A 20,630-nucleotide genomic window follows, 5' to 3' on the forward strand; every position below is an offset into this window, starting at 1 on the left:
CAGCTCGAGGACACGATTCGCGGACACGGCTACCGAACACAGGCGCGCCGGCGCTGCGGTGTGGGAACTACCGATCACGCGCAGGCGATTCGCAACCCGTCAATCAGCCGCATCGGCTTTGTCCTCGAAAACATCGGCGACATACTCGGCAATCGCGAGCGATGAAGTCGCCGCCGGTGACGGCGCGTTGCGGACAGCCGTGATCCGGCCGAGACGGTCGATCCGGAAATCGTCGACCAGGGTGCCGTCGGCATCGAGCGCCTGTGCGCGGACACCCGCTGCCCCACGCACCACATCCGCGGCCCCGATCGCGGGAATGTAGCGCTGCGCCTTACGCATATAGGCACCGGCCGATACCGAGCCGTACATTTCGTCGAACCCGGTGCGCCAATGCTGCCGCGCCATCCGGCGGAAACCCGGCCAAGCCAAGGTCATCGCCATATCCCGGGGAACGAACCGGGTGCGCCGATATCCTTCCCGGGCGAAGGCCAGGACCGCATTCGGTCCGACCTCGACGGTGCCCGATACGCGCCGCGTGAAATGCACCCCTAGGAAGGGATACCGCGGATCCGGAACCGGATAGACCAGCCCGCGCACCAGATCACTCTTCGCCGGCACCACATTCATGTACTCACCGCGGAATGGGACGATTCGCGGGCCGGGGTCGCCACCGGCCAGGCGGGCCACCGTATCCGCCTGCAACCCGGCGCAGAGCACGGCCCGGTCCGCGTGCAGGACCTGCTCCCCCACACCGATTTCGATACCGGAAGCCGTCCGGGTCATCCGGTTCACCGCGCACGAGGTCCTGATCTCGCCGCCGGCCGCCACCACATCTGCCGCGAAAGCTTCGGCCACCCGGCGGAAATCGGTGATCGCGGTATGCGGCGAATACAACGCCGCGACCCCCTCCGCGAACGGTTCGATATCGCGAATACCGGCGGAATCGACTCGGCGCAGTCCGGGCACCACATTCTCGACCGCCCGTGCTTCCAAGGCGTCCAGGCGAGCCGTTTCCTCGTCGTCCACCGCGATGACGAGCTTGCCGCATTCCTTATACGGCAAACTCCGCTCGGCACAGTACTCGCGCAGCATCTCCCGGCCCCGGGCGCACAGTACTGCCTTCAAACTCCCCGGTCGGTAATAGATCCCAGCGTGCACGACTCCCGAGTTGTGACCGGTCTGATGCACTGCCACCCGGTCTTCCTTCTCCAGCACCACCACTCGGTCCCCCGGCCGCCGGCGACCGATCTCCCTGGCCACCGCGAGGCCTACGATTCCCGCACCGACCACGACGACCACTCGGTCGGCCATACCTGTCGCTCCTGTTTCTCGTGTACTCGGCAGCTCGATGAACTCGGGGCCGTTCCAGCGCTTCGGACTGGACCGTCGCCGCTACCACTTCGTCCGCGAACAGGCCGCTGCCGGGCGCAGTTCTACGTGCCGGTTCCGGCCGCTCATACCGGGCATCCTTCCATTGCGGGGTCCGGGCCGGTCACCGGATCGGTGCTGACTATCGGCCACGCAATGCTGCGTCGAGGCGGTTCTGGGACTCCTCAGCCTTCGGCGGCGAGCTGACCGCACGCGGCGGCAATTTCCTGGCCGCGGGTATCGCGGACCGTGCACGGGACACCCTGCGCCTCGACCCGGCGCACGAACTCGCGTTCAACCGGTTTCGGACTGGCGTCCCATTTGCTGCCCGGTGTCGGGTTGAGCGGGATGACGTTCACGTGCACGCGCGACCCGAGCGCCTTGTGCAACTTGGCGCCGAGCATATCCCCCCGCCACGGCTGATCGTTGATATCGCGGATCAGCGCGTATTCCACCGAGATGCGGCGACCCGTCTTATCGGCGTAGTAGCGGGCGGCATCGAGGACCTCCGCCACCGGCCACCGGTTGTTCACCGGGACGAGGGTGTCGCGCAGTTCGTCGTCGGGAGTGTGCAGGGAGACGGCGAGCGTCACCGACAGGCCCTCGTCGGCGAGTTTGCGGATCGCCGGGGCCAGGCCCACGGTGGAGACAACCACGTTGCGCTGTGAGATTCCGAGGCCGTCCGGCGCGGGCGAGGTGATGCGGCGGACGGCGTTCACCACCCGCTTGTAGTTCGCCAGCGGCTCCCCCATACCCATGAACACGATATTGGACAGCCGCCCGGCCCCACCCGGTACCGCGCCGTCGCGCAGGTCGGCGGCGGCGGCACGGACCTGGTCGACGATTTCGGCGGTGGACAGGTTGCGGGTCAGCCCGCCCTGCCCGGTAGCGCAGAACGGGCAGGCCATACCGCAACCGGCCTGGCTGGAAATACACAGGGTGGCGCGGTCCGGGTAGCGCATGAGCACGCTCTCCAGCAACGTGCCGTCACCGGCCCGCCACAGCGTTTTCCGGGTCTCCCCCGCATCGCAGGCGATATGCCGGACCGGGGTCAGCAGCGGCGGGAAGAGCGCCCCGGCGATCGTGTCCCGCACGGCGGCGGGCAGATCGGTCATCGCGGTGGGGTCGGCTTGGAGCCGGCCGTAGTACTGACGTGCGATCTGGTCGGCCCGGAACTTCGGCAGACCCAGTTCCGTCATGGCGGCGCGACGCCCGTCGGCGTCGAGATCGGCGAGGTGGCGGGGTGGCATCCCGCGGCGGGGTGCGTCGAAAACCAAGGGCAAGGGGGCGGTCATAGTCCTACCAGTGTGGCATCTCGCTCGATGTGACCAGCGACAAGCCGTCTAACCGGGCAGCTGAGCAGGTGGGCAGCCGGGCGGCGCGATCGACCGGCGGACCGGAAATCCGTGCGTCGACGATAGCTGTCGGCAATCATCGACATATGGCGACCTCTGATGACCGAACTCCCGAAGCCGGCGCCGTGCCCGGTGCGCCGCCTCTGGGAGGCCCGCCGAGCGAACCCGTCCCCGGGAAGCCCGCACCCGCTCCCACCGGCCGGAAGACGACCCGGCCACGCAAGGACACGGGCAGTTCCCGAGTGGGGAATGCCTGGATAGCGTTGATCATCGCAGCAATCCTCGGCATCATCCTGCTCATCTTCATCATCCAGAATTCGGAGAGCGCGGACGTCGAAATGCTCTTCTGGAACTTCTCGCTGCCGCTGGGCGTCACGATCCTGCTCTCGGTGATCGCGGGCGCCCTGGTGATGGCCCTGGTGGGCGGTGTCCGCATCATGCAGCTGCGGCGCGCGGTACACAAGAAGTGACCGGCCGGCGCGGCCTCAGAGCAGGGTGCTGAGCACCAGCCAGGACACGAAGGCCGACGGCAACATGGAATCGAGCCGGTCCATGATGCCGCCGTGCCCGGGCAGCATGGTGCCCATATCCTTGATGCCCAGTTCGCGCTTGATCTGCGATTCGATCAGATCGCCCAGAGTCGCGACGACCACCAGGCCCACGCCGAGCACCACGCCGATCATCGAGTTGGCTTCCAGCAGCAATGTCACGGTGAGCAGGCCGCCGATGATCGCGAACACCAGCGACCCGCAGAATCCCTCCCAGGATTTCTTGGGACTGATCGAGGGCACCATCGGATGGCGGCCGAACAGTACTCCCGCCACGTAGCCGCCCACATCGGAGCACACCACAAGGATCATGAAGGTCAGCACCCGCAGGTTGCCGTCCGGCTCCTCCAGGAGCAGCAGGACGGCGAACGAGGCCAGCAGCGGGATCCACGCCAGTGTGAACACCGTGATTGCGGTATCGCGCAGGAAATTGCGCGGTGCCGTGTTCAGGCCGTGATCGAACAGCCGCCACACCATACAGATCAAAACTGTCGCCGCGAAGGCACCGGCCACCCCACTCGCGCCGAACGGCCAGCCCAGCCAGAACACCGCTTGACCGCCGACGATCAACGGCGTGCGCGGCACCAGTACATCCGCTTCACGGAGTCGTTTGGCCACCTCCCAGGTAGCGATACCGACCGCGGCACCCGCGACGCCGATGAACACCTTGGGCACGAACAGCAGCACCGCGATGCATGAGATCCCCAGAGTCAGGCCGACGGCAAGTGCGGCGGGAAGGTTGCGGCCGGCCCGGGAACGCCGCGGCGACGGGTCCGCCGGGGTTTTGCTCGCGCCCGTCGCACCGGGAGGTGTCTCGGCCGGCACAGCACCCGAGGACGCACCGGACGGCACAACCCCCGAAGGCGTGGCCGGCGTCCCTGAACTACCCGCCGCAACCGGTGCCGCGCCACCGGCAGGCGCACCCGAAGGCACAGCACCCGCCGGCATATCGGGGGGTACGGCACCGGACGGCCCACCGGCCGCCGGGGCGTCTGCGGACGCACCTGCGGGCGCCGATGTCGATTCGGATATGCCCTCGGCCGGCGGCTGCGGTCGGGCCGCACCGGTCGCGGCGGCTTTCTCGGCCACGATTGTCCCGTCGCTCAACTCGTCGTCGTTCCGTTCGTTCCCACCCGAAGCGGGCGTCGCCGCTCCGCTGTTCTCATTGTGCGTCAATCCCGGGGCCACCGGCCCGCCGGATCATCGTTGCGATGCCGATACGGCATCGTTTCCGCACGGCACCCACCGCTCGTGCCGAGCACGGACGATACGCGACCCAGAGCGCCGGGTCAGATCTCGAGCAGTTCGGCTTCCTTGTGTTTCACCAGCTCGTCGATCTGCCCGACATACCTGGCCGTGGTCTTGTCCAGTTCTTTCTCGGCCCGGCCGACTTCGTCCTCACCGGCTTCGCCGTCCTTCTGGATCCGGCCCAGTTCGTCCATGGCCTTACGCCGCACGTTGCGGATTGCGACCTTGGCGTCCTCGCCCTTCTGCTTCGCCTGTTTGACCAGTTCTCGGCGCCGCTCCTCGGTGAGCTGCGGGATCGAGATCCGCAGGATATCGCCGTTGTTGGTCGGGTTCACGCCCAGATCGGAATTGCGGATCGCGGTTTCGATCGGCCCCAGCTGTGCTTGCTCGTAGGGCTTCACCACCACCATCCGCGGTTCCGGGACGGTGATACTCGACATCTGGGTGATCGGGGTCGGCGCTCCGTAGTAGTCGACCACGACCCGGGCGAACATCCCCGGGTTCGCGCGCCCGGTCCGGATGGTGCCTAGGTCGTCCTTCGCCACCGAGACAGCCTTTTCCATCTTCTCCTCGGCGTCGAAGAGCGCTTCTTCAATCACGACCGTTCCTCCACTGCGTCGTCATCGTCATGACCCGCGGGCCCGCGGTATCAGGATCGAACCAATGTGCCGATCTTCTCACCGGCCACCGCCCGGGCGATATTGCCCTTGGTCAACAAATTGAACACCAGCATCGGCATCTGGTTGTCCATGCACAAACTGAACGCCGTCGAATCGGCGACCTTCAGATCGCGTTCGATGGCTTCCTTGTGCGTGATCTCGTGAAACATACTGGCGTCCGGATCCACCCGCGGATCGGCGTCGAACACTCCGTCGACGGCCTTGGCCATCAGCACGACCTCGGCACCGATCTCCAGCGCCCGCTGGGCGGCGGTGGTGTCGGTCGAGAAGTAGGGCATCCCCATTCCGGCACCGAAGATCACCACGCGCCCTTTCTCCAGATGCCGCTTGGCCCGCAGCGGCAGGTAGGGTTCGGCAACCTGGCCCATGGTGATGGCGGTCTGCACCCTGGTGTCCACGCCCTGCTTCTGCAGGAAATCCTGTAGCGCGAGACTGTTCATCACCGTGCCGAGCATGCCCATGTAGTCCGACCGGGCGCGTTCGAGACCGCGCTCCTCGAGTTCGGCGCCGCGGAAGAAGTTCCCGCCGCCGATCACCACCGCGACCTGTACCCCCGTGGAAACGACCTCGGCGATCTGCTCCGCAACGGTCTGCACCATATCGGGATCCAGCCCGACTGTGCCCCCGCCGAACATCTCACCACCCAGTTTCAGCAGTACCCGGCGATATCCTGATCGGTCGGTCCCGGGTTGCGTCATCGGCTGGCGTCTCCTTCGGCGATCGGCGGTGCTCGGTGGATAGTGTTCATGGGTGCGGGGCCGCCGGGGAACCGGTGCCGCCCGCTTCCGACTGGCCCGGCGCGGCGCGCGGCTATATGGCATAGGCCAACACAGGGCGGCCTCTATCCTGCCCTACGCCGCCCGGCAGCCGCACGACGGGGCGGCCGAGGCCGGAAAGTGCCCGCTCAGCAGCAAACCCCCGCCGCAGCGTATGCGACGGGGGTCTGTACAAAACGGATCAGGCCTGGCCGACCTCGAACCGGGCGAACCGGGTGACGGTGACACCGGCCTCGTCCAGCAGAGCCTTCACGGTCTTCTTGTTGTCGGTGACCGACGGCTGCTCGAGCAGCACGACGTCCTTGAAGAAACCGTTCACGCGACCCTCGGTGATCTTGGGCAGCGCGGCCTCGGGCTTACCTTCTTCGCGGGCGGTCTGCTCCGCGATCCGGCGCTCGTTCTCGACGAGATCGGCGGGGACCTCGTCGCGGGTGACGTACTTGGCCTTGAGCGCGGCGACCTGCATGGCGGCGCCACGGGCGGCCTCCGCGGCGGCGTCACCGGAACCGGTGTACTCGACGAGCACACCGACGGCCGGCGGCAGATCCGACGCCCGCTTGTGCAGGTAGGTGGCGACCGGGCCGTCCAGGGAGACGACGCGACGCAGTTCCAGCTTCTCGCCGATCTTGGCGGCCAGCGCCTGCAGCGTGTCGTCGACCGTCGAGCCGTCGAGGGCCACGGCCTTCAGGGCATCCACATCGGCCGGTTTCGCGGCCGCGGCGGCGGCGATGATCTTATCGGCCAGCTCCTGGAACTCCGCGTTCTTGGCCACGAAGTCGGTTTCGGAGTTGATCTCGACCATCACGCCGTCCTTGGCGATGACCAGGCCCTCGGCGGTGGTGCGCTCGGCCCGTTTGCCGACATCCTTGGCGCCCTTGATGCGCAGCAGTTCCACGGCCTTGTCGAAATCACCGTCGGTTTCGACCAGCGCGTTCTTGCAGTCCATCATTCCGGAGCCGGTGAGCTCCCGCAGCCGCTTCACGTCAGCGGCGGTGTAGTTCGCCATCGGGGGCGAGCCTCCTTCGAGAAAGTCAGGTACCGGGCAGCAGTGGCCACGACTCGTACAGCCGTGGCCACCACTGTGGAAAATCGGGTTCGGCGGCGCTCACCTTGGCAGTGGCCGGTGAGCACCGGCCGAACACCGGGTAACGACTCAGGCCTCGGCCGGAGTCTCCGCGGGCGCCTCGGCCGGGGTCTCGGCGCCGGGCGCGGCCTGCGCCAGCAGCTCCTGCTCCCACTCCGGCAGCGGCTCCGCACCGGCCTCGGGCTTGTCGTCGCCGCCGGAACGGCCGGCCCGGGCCTGCACGCCCTCGGCCACCGCGGAGGCGACGACCTTGGTGAGCAGCGCGGCGGAGCGGATCGCGTCGTCGTTACCCGGGATCGGGTAGTCGACGAGGTCGGGATCGCAGTTGGTATCCAGGATCGCGATGACCGGGATATTCAGCTTGCGGGCCTCACCGACGGCGATGTGCTCCTTGTTGGTGTCGACGACCCAGATGGCCGAGGGCACCTTCTGCATATCGCGGATACCGCCGAGGGTGCGGTCCAGCTTGTTCATCTCACGCGTGAGCATGAGGATTTCCTTCTTGGTGCGCCCCTCGAAACCACCGGTCTGCTCCATGGCCTCGAGTTCCTTGAGGCGCTGCAGACGCTTGTGCACGGTGGAGAAGTTGGTGAGCATGCCGCCCAGCCAGCGCTGGTTCACATACGGCATCCCGACCCGGGTGGCCTCGGCCGCGATGGACTCCTGGGCCTGCTTCTTGGTGCCGACGAACAGGACGGTGCCGCCGTGGGCGACGGTCTCCTTGACGAATTCGTAGGCCTTGTCGATGTAGGTCAGCGTCTGCTGCAGATCGATGATGTAGATGCCGTTGCGGTCGGTGAAGATGAACCGCTTCATCTTCGGGTTCCAGCGACGGGTCTGGTGCCCGAAATGCGCGCCGCTGTCGAGCAGCTGCTTCATGGTTACGACAGCCATTGCTCTCGTATCTCTCTTTCGTTGCCGGTTGTCGCAGCAAGCCGGCGGCCCGCTGCCCTGGCACCACAGAACGCTCGGACCCGATCGGGATCGGGACCAGCCGAGACGTTCCCTGTTCCGGAATTGCGCCGCCGGCCGTCGGCCCCAGGGCCACGCGGTGGGCAGCGCCGTGATGAACAAGCACGGTGGTGCGCGAAGTCGGCCGGTGTCACACAGAAACCTGCGAACACAGACCGCTCGGCCAGTTTACGGCGTGCGCTGCGGGAATCGGAAATCGGCCGGTCGGGCGAGTGCCTTCGGGATGACGTAGCCGACCCTTCTGAAATGCAATTTGTTCACAGATGATGGGTTATCCACAGATGCCGGAATTGCTGGTTCCGGCGGGAATCCTGCGCGGGCACGCTGAGCTTATGAGCCGCCACGACACCTACGCCCACACCCGCATCACACCCAGCGGACTCCCGCTCGCACCGCACAGCTGGCCCTATATCGCAGTACGTGATGGGCCGGTCGCGCCACGCGTCGCACGTACCGGCCGATCGTCGCCTCAATGGCCGCGAAGGTCGCCGGAACCGCCATCGGCAGCAGCCCGTGCGCGCGGAGTTCCGCGAGGCAACGCCGGCAGGCTCGGTCGCGGAGTGGGCACCTGGCACGGACACGGCCCGCTGTCCGAGCGCCGCCCGTGGTGCGCCGAGCACCACCGGACACCGGCGGCCGACCGGCTCGTCGCCGCACCGACGCCCACCGTCGCCGATCCGACCGGCGACGGGCCCCAGCCACGGACCTGCGCGGCCGGATCCAGCACCCCGGCACGCTCAGCAATTCCCCGATTTCTTCCGTACCGCACTCGGGCGCACCAGCGCGGGGGCTCTGCGATGACATCTGCTCGTGCTCGGAGCCGCGCCACGGTGTCGGTCCGGAATCGTCTGGTCCGGAATGCGGCCCCGGCGGGCACTCGAGCCGGCGGGCATCTCACGGCGCAGGTGCTCGGGCCCGTCGCCGCGGAAACGGTGACCGCAGGACCGGGCGATATCGAACGGCGTGCCCGGCGATACGAACGCCGAATGGCCCATCGTCCCTTTCGCCCGACCGAACGCGATAACGTCCCCGTTCTCTTCGATGCCGCCGGATCACAGCGGACGGCCCCTGGCCGCCGGTCTCCTACAGTGCGGCCCGATGACACACCGCTGCCTGTCGGCACACCGTCCCGTATCGCACCCGATCGACGGTTCCGGCGCGCGCCGATCCGCAACCCGATCCGGCGTGACGTCCCGGAAGACCACACCGGCGCCCGGAACGGGCCGATCCGGGCGCGCAGCGTAGCGGCGCCGAGGAACGAAGCCGGCGGCGGGTCGCGACGATACCCGGTGGTGCAGCGGCACAGCATCATGGCCACCGCCGTGAGACAACGTCCCGACGGCGGTGAACCGCGGATCGGTCAGGTGGTACGGCGGACGCAAGGACGTCTCGGGCGGCGCGATCGCCACCATCGGGGCCACGCCGTCGGGTGCCGGGACGGCGGTGGCGAGCGGGCGGGGCGGGCTGCGGCCAGGTCTATGACTGTGGGCGGCAGGCAACTTGTCACCTACTCGGTTTCCACTCGGGCTCGGCACCGTCGCCCCGCAGTGGAGCGCCGACGGTGGGATGTACTGCTCGGCGCCGCTTTCACCACGGTGCTCGTTGCGTTCCCGCTGGGCCCGGGCGCCACCGCCGCCGCCTATTCCGGCGAATCCGTGGTGCTCGCACAGCCCTACGCCGGCGATACCGTGACCGGCCCCGGCCCGGCGGGGGCACCGGGCCCGAACTCCCGTAACCGGGCTTCTGCGGTCGATGGTGCGCCGCCACGACCTGCTCAGATCATGGAACCGGCCGTCGCCGACGCGGACCATTTCGGTGTGGGCGTGCCGGGCCCGCTTGCGGTCGCTCCTGGAAAGACGACGCCCCCGATACCTTTGACGACGGCACCTCCGCCGGCTCTCGCCCAGACGGGACATGGAGCCGATCCGGCGGCCTCCTCGGACGGCGGTTCCGCTATTTCGGCTGCGGTGGCCGCATGCCGCGGATCGTGCTCCGGGGCCGGGTCCGAACGCGAGTCGGCGCTCTGGTCCGGGTCTGCCGAGTTGGCCGCAGGTTCTGCGTCCGGGTCGGCCCGCACGGTCGTTCCGGCGCTGGGTGAACTGCTGCGCACGCTGATCCGGCTCGCACCGAAGACTGCTCCGCCCCCCTGCCCGGGTCCGAATGGCCGGAGGTAGGAGCACCGCCGGGCCGGGCGTATGGAGGGGGTACGCCCGGCCCGGAGCAGGGACATTCTCAGGACTCCTGGTTCTGTTCATCGTGCTGATGTCGTCGGGTACGGCCCCAGCGGCACCGGGCAAGCCGTTCACCTGGCCGCTGCGGCCACGGCCGGCCGTCGAACGAGCCTTCGACCCACCAGCGCAGGATTGGTTGCCGGGGCATCGAGGCGTCGATCTCGCCGGAACGACGGGACAACCGGTGTACGCGGCCGGCCCGGGAGTCGTGGTCTTCGCCGGCGAAGTTGCCGGTCGGCCGGTGGTATCGATACGCCACAAAGGAGACCTGCGAACCACCTACGAGCCGGTGCGGGCCGAGGTCACTGTCGGCAGACGGGTCACCCGCGATACGCCGATCGGTGTTCTCGAAGCGGGCCACGCAGGATGTGCCACCGCCTGTCTGCATTGGGGCGTACGCCGGGAGGGCAGCAGCCGGGCGAAACGAGAGTATCTGGATCCGCTCGGCCTGTTGCACCTGTCCCCGATCCGTCTGAAACCGGTGCACCTGTAGGCAGACACGGAAACGACACAGGAGTGTTACCGAATTCGCTAGCCCGCGGCCGGTGTGGCCAGTGCGAACCCGACGGTGACCGCCACGGCGACGACCACCGCCACGGTCGTCCACCGGATAGTCATCGAGCCGGAGCCGCCCGCGCCATGGTGCAACTGCAGGTTGCGCCGGTAGCCCGTTCCGGCCACGACGAGCAGGATCAGGCCGGCGATACCGGGGGCCAGCGCGGAGGCATCCCAGCCGGCCTGCAGCACCGCGCGGAGCATCAGGAGTGCGACGGCGACCGTACCCAGGCAGGTTCGCCGCCACGACAGCGCGGTCCGTTCCGCAGCCAATCGGATTTCGGTCGGATCAGGCATCGGCACCTCTCAGTGCAGCAGTACTGCTACGCAGGCGAGTACCGCCACGAACGCGGTCCCCACAGAAAGTACGGGGACCAGCACTGTGCCGGGCAGGGGCCGCCCCTCGTCCATGGCCGACCGGATGCGCCGCCAGTGCAGGAAGGCGCCGACCGCCACCACCAGCGACAGCAGCAGGCAGCTCACCGCCAGCACGGAACGGAAATCCGACGCCCATTGCTCCACCACGACGGTGTGCACGGCCACACCGCCGGCGAGCAACCCGAGTGCGGTGCGGATCCACGAGAGGAAGGTGCGCTCGTTGGCCAGCGTGAACCGGTAATCGATCGGCGCCACGGCCGGTTCCCGTGACTCATCGGAATCCGGCGCACCGGTCTCACCCGGCATCCGGCTCATCGAGCATTCGCCCTGTTAGCTGTCTGCACGCCCACCTCCCGATCCGGTCCTTCGGGTACTGCTGAACGGATCCGCTGGACAGCGTAAACGCCGCGCGGGACGTGAGTCCACGGATACGCGCCGTGCCGGTATATCCCGCCGGGAAGGCAACCTGGACGCGTGCCGGCAGATCTTCGCCTTGCTGCGGCCGCCCGTCCCGCACTGAGCAAATCGGTGGAATACGCCGAGATCTGGTCGGTGGTGATCTTGCTCATTGCTGACACGGCAGCGGCCGGCCACCCGGCGGTAGCGCAGCAGCGCCGGCCCGCATCGCGACGATTCGGCGGAGCCGCCTCGACCGGCCCGCGGAACGGGCTCGGGCGGCGGCGCTGTCTTCGGCGCGCGGATCGTCGGGAGATACGGCCTGTTCCGCGGATCGGGCCGTACGCCGTGGTCGCAACGATCGGCTGCCGGGCTCAGGCCCGAGGATGCGCCTGGTCGTGCGCTGTGCGGAGACGTTCGATCGATACGTGGGTGTAGAGCTGGGTGGTGGCCAGGCTGGCGTGGCCAAGGAGTTCCTGCACTACCCGCAGATCGGCGCCGCCTTCGAGCAGATGGGTGGCCGCCGTATGCCGGAGCCCGTGCGGACCCATATCCGCGGCGCCGGGGACCGCGGATATTGCGGCGTGCACAACGGTCCGAGCCTGGCGTTGGTCGAGGCGCCGGCCGCGCCGGCCCAGCAGCAGGGCGCGGCCCGAATCCGGGACGGCGAGCATCGGCCGGCCGTGGTTCAGCCAGTTGTGTACCGCCTGATCGGCGGGTAGGCCGAACGGCGCCGACCGCTCTTTGCGTCCTTTGCCGAGAACGCGCACGACCCGGCGCTCCCGGTCCACATCGTCGATATCCAAACCGCACAGCTCGCTCACCCGGATACCGGTGGCATAGAGCAGTTCGATGATCAACCTGTCTCGTACTGCCATCGGATCATGCTGGGCCGCACCGGATTCCACCGCCGACATGATCCGGGCGGTCTGCTCCTGCCCGAGCACCGCGGGCAAGCTGCGATGGGCTTTGGGGGCGGCCAGCCGCAGGCCGGGATCGCGTTCGAGCCGGCCGGTATGGGTGAGCCACGAGGTGAAGGCCCGGGCCGCAGAGGCACGCCGCGCCATACTCGTGCGCGCCGCACCCTGTTCCGCATGCACCGCCAGCCACGACCGCAGCGTGGTCAGATCGAGTTCGCGCAGCGAAGCGTCGGGAGACTGCACGATCAGATGCCCGAGCAGCGACCGAGTATCGCCGAGGTAAGCACGCACAGTATGCGGCGACCGGTTACGGCCGAGTTCCAGGTATCTCCCGTATTCGGTCAGCAGGGCTTCGAGGTCCTCGGGAAGTTCCGCCACCACCACACCGTCGCCCGCGGCTCCCGGCGGCGCAACCTCACGCGCCGGTACCGATCACCGCCGTTCACATCATCCCGGCCGTGAACGACCGGGATTCCTCCCCCGGCGCACTGTGCCCCCCGACCTTCGCCACATACAAACGGCGGTTCGGACACAGGCCGAATCCGTTGCGGGTGAGCCGGTTCGCCTGCCGGTTGTCTTTGCGGGACCGGTACCAGGGCTTGCCGAGATTCGGGTACGCCTAGGCCGGCCGGGCGGCGGATAGACGCCGAAGTCGTACCGAAGCTGCACCAGCACCACCCGACAGCGGATACCGACCGGGAACCGGCGTGACCAGGACGGCACGGTGTTGATGCACTACCCCGGCCCAAAGCACCGGGCTTGCTTCCTACGTTTCCGGTAACCGGAACCAGCCCGGCGCCGCGTCACCGGCCAGCCCGGCCATATCCAGGGCCACCAGCGCGGCGCGGATTTCGGCGATGGACAGCCCGGTAGCGGTGCACAATTCGTGAGGCCGGCGGCCGCCGGTGGCGGGCAGCGCGGCGTACACCGACGACTGGGCGGCGGTGAGCTGATGCGCAGCCGGCGGTTTCGGTTCGCCGGTCCTCGGCAGGTGCAGTGGTGCTGTATCGGCCAGCACCTCTTCCGCACTGCCGGCCAGCGCTGCTTCTCCCTCGCGGATCATCCGATGGCAGCCGGCCGACGCCGCGGAATCCACCGACCCGGGGACCGCCATTGCGGGACGGCCGATACGGCGAGCCCACTTCACCGTATTGCGCGCCCCGCTGCGTAACCCGGCTTCGACCACGAGCACACCATCGGACAGGGCCGCGATGAGCCGGTTCCGAGCCAGGAAGTGATGTTTGCGTGCGGTGGTGCCCGGCGGATACTCGCTCACCACGAGTCCTGTTTCGGCGATCCGGTCGAGCAGCCGATCGTGCTGGGCGGGATAGGGCCGGTCCACACCGCAGGCGAGGACAGCGATGGTGGCGCCACCGACAGCGAGTGCTGCACGGTGGGCCATACCGTCGATACCGAAGGCGGCACCGGAGACGATGGTCCAGCCGCGGGCCGCAATCTCCCCGGCCAGGGCTCCGGCGGCCCGGTCACCGTATCCGGTACTGCATCGGGCGCCGACCACGGCCAGCGACCGTTCGGTCAGCTCGGCCAGATCTCGGGTCCCGCGTACCCAGAACACGAGTGGTACCGCCCCGTCGGGATCACGTCCGGGCGGTAGTTGCGATAGGCCCAGCATGCGCCAGGCCGGCCATTCCGGATCGTCGGGGGTGACCAGCCGGCCGCCCAGCGCACCGATGGTTTCCAGATCCCGGCCGGCCCGATCCTGCGCGCGGCGCGCCGCTGTCGCGGTGTGCAGTACCTGCGGTAGTTCCCGTTCCCGGACGGCGCGGGCCGCCTCCACCACGCCGACCGATTCGATCAATGCGGTCAGCGCCGGGCACGGACCCAGCACCACCCGGGACAGGTAGGCCCACGCAAGCTGCCGGCTGCCGGAATCGCCGGGGGCCCCCTGCGCCGCCGGCGTTCCGGTCTCCCCGGCCGTCACTGCGTTCCTCGCTGCCGGAAGTTGAGCGCCTGCATGACATCGTGTGCGCTGGGCAGATCACCGCCGCGCAGATCACACACTGTCCAGGCGACCCGGAGCGCGCGGTCGGCGCCGCGCGCCGAAATCCGCCCCAGCCGCAGGGCCGCTTCCACCGGTGCCGTGGATTCGGCGGGTAGCGGAAACTGCCGCCGCAGGGCGTGGCCCGGTACTTCACCGTTGGTCCGCCAGCCGAACTCACGCCAACGGGCGGCCGCGGCCGAGCGAGCGGCCGTGACCCGGTTGCGGACCGTCGCACTGTCCTCGGATTCCGCGGCCACCAGCCCGGCGGTCGACATGGGATGCATCTGCATCCAGATATCGATCCGGTCCATCAACGGACCGGACAGCTTGCCGAGGTACCGGCGCCGGGCCAGCGGGGCGCAGATACAGTCCACATCACGGGCGGGGGCGCAGGGGCATGGATTCGCGGCGAGGATGAGCTGAAACCGGGCCGGAAACCGCGCGACCCCGTCGCGACGGGCGATCCGGACCTCCCCCTCCTCCAGCGGGGTGCGCATCGCCTCCAGCACCTTCGCACCGATTTCGGCGCATTCGTCGAGGAACAACACTCCCCGATGCGCGCGACTGACGGCGCCGGGCCGGGCCGTACCGGACCCGCCTCCGACCATGGCGCTCACCGAGGTCGAATGATGGGGTGCGACGAACGGTGGCGTGGTGATCAGTGGCTGCTCGTCGGAGAGGGTGCCCGCCACCGAATGGATGGCGGTGACCTCCAGCGCCTCGTTCTCCGATAACGGCGGCAGCACCCCTGGTAGCCGTTGCGCGAGCATGGTTTTCCCGATGCCGGGCGAACCGGTCAACAGCAGGTGGTGACCACCGGCCGCGGCGACTTCCAGCGCCCACCGGGCCTCGTGTTGCCCTGTGACATCGCGCAGATCGCCCACCGGTGCGGCCTGATGCGGTGCCGGACCCGGTGATTGCGGAAGCTCCCGTTCTCCGCGCAACCAATCCAGGACGGCGCGCAAGGTGGGTGCCCCGAGAACCCGGATCCCCGCGACCAGACCCGCCTCACACAACGCTTCCTCCGGCACGATCACGGTTTTGCGCCCCGATCGCCGGGCAGCGAGCACTGCGGGCAGAATCCCGCGGACCCGCCGCAACCGGCCGTCGAGCGCCAGTTCACCGAGCAAGACCGTGCCGGCGAGTTCGGCGGAGGGCACGATATCGGCCGCGTCCAGCACGGCGACGGCCAGCGCCAGATCGTAGACAGAACCGACTTTCGGAAGTGTCGCCGGGGAGAGCGCCAGGATCACGCGCCCATCGGGCCATTTCTCGCCCGTGTTGGCTACGGCGGCACGTACCCGGTCCCGCGATTCCTGCAGCGATGTATCCGGCAGACCCACCAGGTGGACCGACGGTAGGCCCTGCCCGATATCGGCCTCGATTTCCACGATCTGTCCGTCGATCCCGCGGACGGCGATCGAGCAGGCCCGGCCGAGCGGCATCAGAACACCGCCTCGAGATGCTCGATCACGGGTTCGGCCGTCCGCGACAGCAGGACCGAGATCACATCGAACCGGATGCGCTGCCACGGCCCGTCCTGTTCGGTGAGCCACAGCAGTGCCAGCCTGCGGATCCGCCGCTGTTTCTCGTAGGTGACGGCTTCGGCCGGTTTCCCGTATCCGAGACCGGACCGCGTCTTCACTTCGACGAATGCGGTGACGCCCGCATCGCGGACGATCAGATCCAGTTCGCCGTACCGGCAGCGCCAGTTACGGCAGATGATTTCCATTCCGGCGGCCTGCAGGTACTGCGCCGCCAGTTCCTCCCCTTGTGCGCCGAGCGCCGTGTTGTGTGCCACCCACCCAGCATCAGCGGGTATCCGTCACAGTGCAGACCGGTGACCTGGGAAAATACTGAACCTGTGGACAACCGCATTCTGTGGACAACTACCGGCCGGCGCATGCTGGAGGTCCCCTGCCCGCGTATCGGAGCGACCTCGAACGGGTGCGACGGCAACGCGCAGTCCGATCGGCGGCACCTCACATCGTGCGCGTTCGGTCGATCGTCATACCGGCCACGGCGGGTCATGCGCGGCGGGCGGGTGCTGCTCACCGCGGTCCAGTGCTCGCTCGTGGGCTTCTGCCTGCAGTCCTCGTCGAACCGGATCGTTATCGTTGCTTGCTCCGGCAACGGGCGCCCGTACCGGACGGAGATGCTGTCACCCGGCCGAGGCGGGTAGCGCCCGGCTGTACACCGCCAGGTACGTCCGCGCCCCACTGCCTCACCAGCGCCCACGGTCCGTGCCGGATCACCCCCGACCGGCTCATCGTCCGCGCCGCGACAGGCGGATCGGCGCTCCGGCCGGGCACCTGCTGCAGGTCCGCGACAGCGACCGTGTCCGGATTCCACGGCCTCCGCCCGGATCGCGCACAGAACCAGGCCGCGCAGCAGGCCCAGCAAGCCCGCCGGTAGTGCGCAGCAGACAGAGAGCCGGGCCGACCGATCACAGGAGCGCCGAGACCGCGCCGATGGGCCGCTTCCGGGGTCGTCCCGAGCGGCCCGGGCGTCGCCGCGGCACTGGCACCGGAGTGCCGGCCGGCCCAGGACCGGAATCGACGATTCCGGCCGCGGCCGGATCACTCCGGGAGTCGCAGGTCCGGCTTCTCCAGCTCTTCGATATTGACGTCTTTGAAAGTGATCACCCGGACATGTTTGACGAACCGCGCCGGCCGGTACATATCCCAGACCCAGGCGTCACTCATCCGGACTTCGAAGTACACCTCGCCGTCGGCGTTCTGCGGGCGCAGTTCCACGGAGTTGGCCAGATAGAAGCGGCGCTCGGTTTCCACCACGTACGAGAACTGACCGACGATGTCCTTGTACTCCCGGTACAGCGAGAGCTCCATCTCGGTTTCGTATTTCTCGAGGTCCTCGGCACTCATCGGGTGGAACGTCCTCCTTCTCGCCGCCATGCGTGTGTTGTCATCATCGCTCATGCCGCCCGGGCATGTCACCGTGGGCCGGTCGGCCGCCTGTCGATGCCGGGCGTATCCGACCGCGACAACAGGTGGCCGGGCGTTCCGGGGAGTTCGGTCAGGCGGCTCCTCCGGCCCCGGCGGTGACCTCCGCCAATATTTCGCCGGCGGGGGTCAGCGCGACCTCGCTGTCCCGCACATTGCGCCATGACCTGCGGTGTTCCGGGCACGGCCCGAGCCGCCGCAGTGCTTCGATATGCCGGGTGGTGTTGTAGCCCTTGTGCTCGGCGAAGCCGTATCCGGGCAGGCGCTGATCGAGCTCGACCATCATCCGGTCGCGGGTCACCTTGGCGAGCACACTGGCCGCGGCAATACATGCCGCGGTGCCGTCTCCGCCGATCACCGGTAGTGACGGCACCGGTAGCCCGGGTACCCGGAACCCATCGGTGAGCACATAGCCGGGAGTACGGCCGAGACCGGCGACCGCCCGGCGCATTCCCTGGATATTCGCCACATGGATCCCGATGGCGTCGATTTCGGCCGCCGGGATCACGACGACCGACCAGGCCGCGGCGAGCCGGGTGATCACCGGATAGAGGGCCTCACGGGTCGTCTCGCTGAGTTTCTTCGAATCGTCGAGCCCGGCCAGCGCATCCTGCGCGCGGGGCCCGAGGACGCAGGCAGCCACGACGAGGGGCCCCGCGCTGGGGCCGCGCCCCGCCTCGTCGACTCCGGCGACCGGTCCCAGCCCGCAGCGGTGCAGCGCCGACTCCAGGGTCCGCAACCCACCGGCCCGGCGCATCACCACCCGCGGTGGCCAATTCTGTTCTCGTACCGCTTTCATACGCGTATTCGCCGCCAACCCGATCCGCCCCGCTCAATTCTCCTGCGGATTCGTTCCATCGATGGGCCCGATCCGTCCCGGCGGCCAGATCTTGAAGACCGCTTTGCCGCGTACGTTGTCGATGGGCACGGTGCCCTGGAGTTCGTCGCCGATATGCGCCCGGGAATCCGCGGATTCGTTGCGGTTGTCGCCCATCACCCACAGGTTGCCCTCGGGGACGGTCACCGGCCCGAAAACGCGGCCGACCGGGTAGGACGCATTCGCCTGGCCGGGCATCCACGGGTAGTCGTCCTCGACGTAGGGCTCGTCGAGCGGCTGCCCGTCGACCATTACGCGGCCCTGGTCGTCGCAGCATTCCACGGTCTGTCCGCCGACCGCGATAACGCGTTTGACGAGGTCGTTCTCGTCCGGCGGTACGAGGCCGAAGAACGAGAAGAAATTCTGCACACCGCGGATGACCGTATTGTCCGAGCGGATCGAACGGTAGTGCCCGTTCCAGGAGGGCGGCCCGACGAAGACCACGACGTCACCCGGCTTCGGCTCGCTCCAGTAGTAGCTCAGCTTCTGCACGTAGATCCGGTCGCCGGTGCATCCGGCGCAGCCGTGCAGCGTAGGCTCCATGGATTGCGAAGGGATGACATAGGGACGGCCGACGAAGGTCACCATGAGAGCGGCGATAACCGCCGCGATCACCAGCAGGATAGGAAGTTCCTGCCAGAACGGCCGCTGCTTCTTCGCTTTGACGGCCCGCCGCGCCCGGCGCCTGCGGGGCTGCCCGTCCGCGGGATCCGACCCCGATCTCGACCAACTCTCGTCTGCCACGCGAACAGCGTAGCCCGGCACCGCAGCGGTTACGCGGTACCGGGCTACTTATGCCGTTCGCCGAGGTCACCGGCGCGCACCACGGCGCGCAAGTGTCGGCGATCAAGCGCAGGTCAGCGCTTTTCTTTGATCTTGGCGGCCTTACCGCGCAGCTCCCGCAGGTAGTACAGCTTGGCCCGGCGGACATCGCCGCGGGTCACCACATCGATGTGATCGATGGTGGGGCTGTGCACGGGGAAGGTGCGCTCCACGCCGACACCGAACGACACCTTGCGCACGGTGAAGGTCTCGCGGATACCGCCGCCCTGGCGCCGGATGACGACGCCCTTGAAGACCTGGATACGTTCCTTGGAGCCCTCGATGACCTTCACGTGCACATTGAGGGTGTCGCCCGGCCGGAAGTCGGGGACATCGCTGCGCAGCGAGCTCTCGTCGACGAAATCAAGGGTGTTCATGATCATCCTTCTGATGGTCGCGCGAACAGAGGAACCTGGCGGCGCGGACGCTCGACCGGTTCATGCTCCGAATGTGGGATGCGCCGGGCCGAAAGCGACCAGGGCAACCTGTGCATTGTGCCAGATCAGGGATCGCTTCCGGAAACGGGCCCCGGTGCGGTGGGTGGGTCGCCGGGGTCGTCGGTGGTTTCCGCCGCGCCGCCGTGCGCCCACCGGTTCAGGTCGTGCAGCAGTGGGTGCTGCCGGTGCGGCGCGGGTGGTGCGGGCACCACCCGCCGGGTCAGTTCTTCCTCTGCCGCCGAGCGGACGTGCTCGACATCCGGTTTACCGGCGATCAGATCCTGAACGAAGATCTTGGCCCGGATCACCGGGCGGCGGTACCGCCGTTCACGCACGATCGCCCGGTACATCAGCCGCCGCCGGTTGGTGCCGTAGCGCCAGCGCGCCCACGGGGCCCCGGGCCGGCTCAACCGCAGTGCCCCCACCACCAGCAGCGGCAGGAAGAACATGCCGAACAAGCCGGTCCAGATCTTCCCCTTGGCGATCACCACGGCGGCCAGAGCCAGGTTCCCCAGCGCGAACGCGATGACCAGTACTCGCACCCAGGCCCCCGGGTAGTCGCGCAGCCCGTTGATCTCGAGCAGCCACAGCGGATGGAAGCCGAGCAGGAGCAGACCGGTCACGGCGAGCGCGACGAATACCGCGTCCACCGAGGTGCGGCCCTGTTCCTCCCAGTAGACGTCGCGCAGGTAGTAGAGCAGCGCGAACTCGTCGAGGACCAGTGCCGCGCCGACCCCGAACGACGCGGCCAGCCCGGCCGCGACGGCCGGACCGCCGCCCGTGTCGGCGGTGGCGATCATCCCGATACCCGAGATCAGGACCAGCACGACCCCGAACACCATGTGGTGGATGTGCACCCCGCCGGATTTCAGATTGCCGGGCCACCAGCGCACCCGGGCCCGGATCAGCCGGACACTGACCCGGATCACCAGGAATCCGATGATGAAACCGACCAGGAAACACAGGAGCGGGAGCCGGCCCGCGGCAATGACGTCCTCGGACCACCACTGCCGCATAC

At 68.3% G+C, this 20,630-nt stretch carries 20 protein-coding genes; 2 read left to right on the top strand and 18 right to left on the bottom strand.

Annotated elements, in window-relative coordinates; all coding sequences use genetic code 11:
- Positions 1-99: 99 nt before the first annotated feature.
- Together lhgO and rlmN are read right to left on the bottom strand one after the other, a co-directional pair.
- Entirely contained in the window at positions 100-1,311 is a 1,212-nt protein-coding gene (gene lhgO / locus IU448_RS07615) for an L-2-hydroxyglutarate oxidase (RefSeq protein ID WP_195054704.1), read from the bottom strand.
- 242 nt (positions 1,312-1,553) lie between these two features.
- Positions 1,554-2,663, bottom strand: coding sequence for a 23S rRNA (adenine(2503)-C(2))-methyltransferase RlmN (gene rlmN, locus IU448_RS07620; protein ID WP_195054705.1), 1,110 nt, complete (start codon positions 2,661-2,663; stop codon positions 1,554-1,556).
- Positions 2,664-2,809: 146 nt separating this feature from the next.
- Between rlmN and IU448_RS07625 the strand changes: the two genes are divergently transcribed.
- Positions 2,810-3,193 carry a LapA family protein gene (locus IU448_RS07625; protein ID WP_195054706.1) on the top strand — a complete coding sequence of 128 codons (384 nt, stop codon included), beginning with the start codon at positions 2,810-2,812 and terminating at the stop codon, positions 3,191-3,193.
- Between the two features lie 15 nt (positions 3,194-3,208).
- Here IU448_RS07625 and IU448_RS07630 read toward each other — a convergent pair whose 3' ends face one another.
- The 5 genes from IU448_RS07630 to rpsB all read right to left on the bottom strand — a co-directional run bounded on the left by IU448_RS07630 (position 3,209) and on the right by rpsB (position 7,953).
- A complete protein-coding gene (locus IU448_RS07630; RefSeq protein ID WP_195055105.1) occupies positions 3,209-4,219 on the bottom strand; it encodes a phosphatidate cytidylyltransferase in 1,011 nt (336 codons plus the stop codon).
- Between the two features lie 341 nt (positions 4,220-4,560).
- A complete protein-coding gene (gene frr, locus IU448_RS07635) occupies positions 4,561-5,118 on the bottom strand; it encodes a ribosome recycling factor (protein ID WP_195054707.1) in 558 nt (185 codons plus the stop codon).
- Positions 5,119-5,168: 50 nt separating this feature from the next.
- Positions 5,169-5,897 carry a UMP kinase gene (gene pyrH / locus IU448_RS07640; RefSeq protein ID WP_195054708.1) on the bottom strand — a complete coding sequence of 243 codons (729 nt, stop codon included), beginning with the start codon at positions 5,895-5,897 and terminating at the stop codon, positions 5,169-5,171.
- 259 nt (positions 5,898-6,156) lie between these two features.
- Entirely contained in the window at positions 6,157-6,981 is an 825-nt protein-coding gene (gene tsf, locus IU448_RS07645; RefSeq protein WP_195054709.1) for a translation elongation factor Ts, read from the bottom strand.
- A gap of 147 nt (positions 6,982-7,128) precedes the next feature.
- Positions 7,129-7,953 (bottom strand): 30S ribosomal protein S2, encoded by an 825-nt coding sequence (gene rpsB / locus IU448_RS07650; protein WP_195054710.1) that lies wholly within the window; start codon positions 7,951-7,953, stop codon positions 7,129-7,131.
- A 2,340-nt stretch (positions 7,954-10,293) separates the two neighbouring features.
- Here rpsB and IU448_RS07655 point away from each other — a divergent pair.
- The gene (locus tag IU448_RS07655; protein WP_228812062.1) at positions 10,294-10,755 is read left to right on the top strand and encodes a M23 family metallopeptidase; all 462 of its coding nucleotides are present in this window, start codon (positions 10,294-10,296) and stop codon (positions 10,753-10,755) included.
- 38 nt (positions 10,756-10,793) lie between these two features.
- Here IU448_RS07655 and IU448_RS07660 read toward each other — a convergent pair whose 3' ends face one another.
- The 11 genes from IU448_RS07660 to IU448_RS07710 form a co-directional block, all read right to left on the bottom strand.
- Positions 10,794-11,114, bottom strand: a complete 321-nt coding sequence (locus IU448_RS07660; RefSeq protein ID WP_195054712.1) for a DUF202 domain-containing protein — start codon at positions 11,112-11,114, stop codon at positions 10,794-10,796.
- 9 nt (positions 11,115-11,123) lie between these two features.
- Positions 11,124-11,501: a YidH family protein gene (locus IU448_RS07665; RefSeq protein WP_195054713.1), complete on the bottom strand. Its 378-nt coding sequence runs from the start codon at positions 11,499-11,501 to the stop codon at positions 11,124-11,126.
- Between the two features lie 464 nt (positions 11,502-11,965).
- The gene (locus tag IU448_RS07670; protein WP_195054714.1) at positions 11,966-12,889 is read right to left on the bottom strand and encodes a tyrosine-type recombinase/integrase; all 924 of its coding nucleotides are present in this window, start codon (positions 12,887-12,889) and stop codon (positions 11,966-11,968) included.
- Between the two features lie 388 nt (positions 12,890-13,277).
- The gene (gene dprA, locus IU448_RS07675; RefSeq protein ID WP_195054715.1) at positions 13,278-14,453 is read right to left on the bottom strand and encodes a DNA-processing protein DprA; all 1,176 of its coding nucleotides are present in this window, start codon (positions 14,451-14,453) and stop codon (positions 13,278-13,280) included.
- Positions 14,450-15,958 (bottom strand): YifB family Mg chelatase-like AAA ATPase, encoded by a 1,509-nt coding sequence (locus IU448_RS07680; protein ID WP_195054716.1) that lies wholly within the window; start codon positions 15,956-15,958, stop codon positions 14,450-14,452. Before IU448_RS07680 ends, dprA begins: the two co-directional genes overlap by 4 nt.
- Entirely contained in the window at positions 15,958-16,314 is a 357-nt protein-coding gene (locus IU448_RS07685; RefSeq protein ID WP_195054717.1) for a YraN family protein, read from the bottom strand. Before IU448_RS07685 ends, IU448_RS07680 begins: the two co-directional genes overlap by 1 nt.
- Positions 16,315-17,092: 778 nt before the next feature.
- Positions 17,093-17,398: a DUF2469 domain-containing protein gene (locus IU448_RS07690; protein ID WP_011210678.1), complete on the bottom strand. Its 306-nt coding sequence runs from the start codon at positions 17,396-17,398 to the stop codon at positions 17,093-17,095.
- A gap of 151 nt (positions 17,399-17,549) precedes the next feature.
- Positions 17,550-18,275, bottom strand: coding sequence for a ribonuclease HII (locus tag IU448_RS07695; protein WP_195054718.1), 726 nt, complete (start codon positions 18,273-18,275; stop codon positions 17,550-17,552).
- A 33-nt stretch (positions 18,276-18,308) separates the two neighbouring features.
- Positions 18,309-19,097 (bottom strand): signal peptidase I, encoded by a 789-nt coding sequence (gene lepB, locus IU448_RS07700; protein ID WP_195054719.1) that lies wholly within the window; start codon positions 19,095-19,097, stop codon positions 18,309-18,311.
- A gap of 113 nt (positions 19,098-19,210) precedes the next feature.
- Positions 19,211-19,552 carry a 50S ribosomal protein L19 gene (gene rplS / locus IU448_RS07705; protein ID WP_030521783.1) on the bottom strand — a complete coding sequence of 114 codons (342 nt, stop codon included), beginning with the start codon at positions 19,550-19,552 and terminating at the stop codon, positions 19,211-19,213.
- Between the two features lie 125 nt (positions 19,553-19,677).
- Complete coding sequence (locus IU448_RS07710) at positions 19,678-20,628, bottom strand: hypothetical protein (protein WP_228812063.1); 951 nt, start codon at positions 20,626-20,628, stop codon at positions 19,678-19,680.
- Positions 20,629-20,630: the final 2 nt, after the last annotated feature.

Origin of the sequence: Nocardia flavorosea (genome assembly GCF_015477805.1) — a bacterium.
Classification (GTDB): Bacteria; Actinomycetota; Actinomycetes; order Mycobacteriales; family Mycobacteriaceae; genus Nocardia; species Nocardia flavorosea_A.

Coding starts and splice junctions, on each gene's coding strand:
- IU448_RS07665 (WP_195054713.1), bottom strand. CDS start 11,501: ATGCCGGGTGAGACCGGTGCGCCGGATTCCGATGAGTCACGGGAACCG.
- tsf (WP_195054709.1), bottom strand. CDS start 6,981: ATGGCGAACTACACCGCCGCTGACGTGAAGCGGCTGCGGGAGCTCACC.
- IU448_RS07695 (WP_195054718.1), bottom strand. CDS start 18,275: ATGAAAGCGGTACGAGAACAGAATTGGCCACCGCGGGTGGTGATGCGC.
- IU448_RS07655 (WP_228812062.1), top strand. CDS start 10,294: ATGTCGTCGGGTACGGCCCCAGCGGCACCGGGCAAGCCGTTCACCTGG.
- rpsB (WP_195054710.1), bottom strand. CDS start 7,953: ATGGCTGTCGTAACCATGAAGCAGCTGCTCGACAGCGGCGCGCATTTC.
- IU448_RS07630 (WP_195055105.1), bottom strand. CDS start 4,219: ATGCCGGCGGGTGCTGTGCCTTCGGGTGCGCCTGCCGGTGGCGCGGCA.
- rlmN (WP_195054705.1), bottom strand. CDS start 2,663: ATGACCGCCCCCTTGCCCTTGGTTTTCGACGCACCCCGCCGCGGGATG.
- pyrH (WP_195054708.1), bottom strand. CDS start 5,897: ATGACGCAACCCGGGACCGACCGATCAGGATATCGCCGGGTACTGCTG.
- rplS (WP_030521783.1), bottom strand. CDS start 19,552: ATGAACACCCTTGATTTCGTCGACGAGAGCTCGCTGCGCAGCGATGTC.
- IU448_RS07625 (WP_195054706.1), top strand. CDS start 2,810: ATGGCGACCTCTGATGACCGAACTCCCGAAGCCGGCGCCGTGCCCGGT.
- IU448_RS07710 (WP_228812063.1), bottom strand. CDS start 20,628: ATGCGGCAGTGGTGGTCCGAGGACGTCATTGCCGCGGGCCGGCTCCCG.
- IU448_RS07680 (WP_195054716.1), bottom strand. CDS start 15,958: ATGCCGCTCGGCCGGGCCTGCTCGATCGCCGTCCGCGGGATCGACGGA.
- IU448_RS07690 (WP_011210678.1), bottom strand. CDS start 17,398: ATGAGTGCCGAGGACCTCGAGAAATACGAAACCGAGATGGAGCTCTCG.
- lhgO (WP_195054704.1), bottom strand. CDS start 1,311: ATGGCCGACCGAGTGGTCGTCGTGGTCGGTGCGGGAATCGTAGGCCTC.
- IU448_RS07660 (WP_195054712.1), bottom strand. CDS start 11,114: ATGCCTGATCCGACCGAAATCCGATTGGCTGCGGAACGGACCGCGCTG.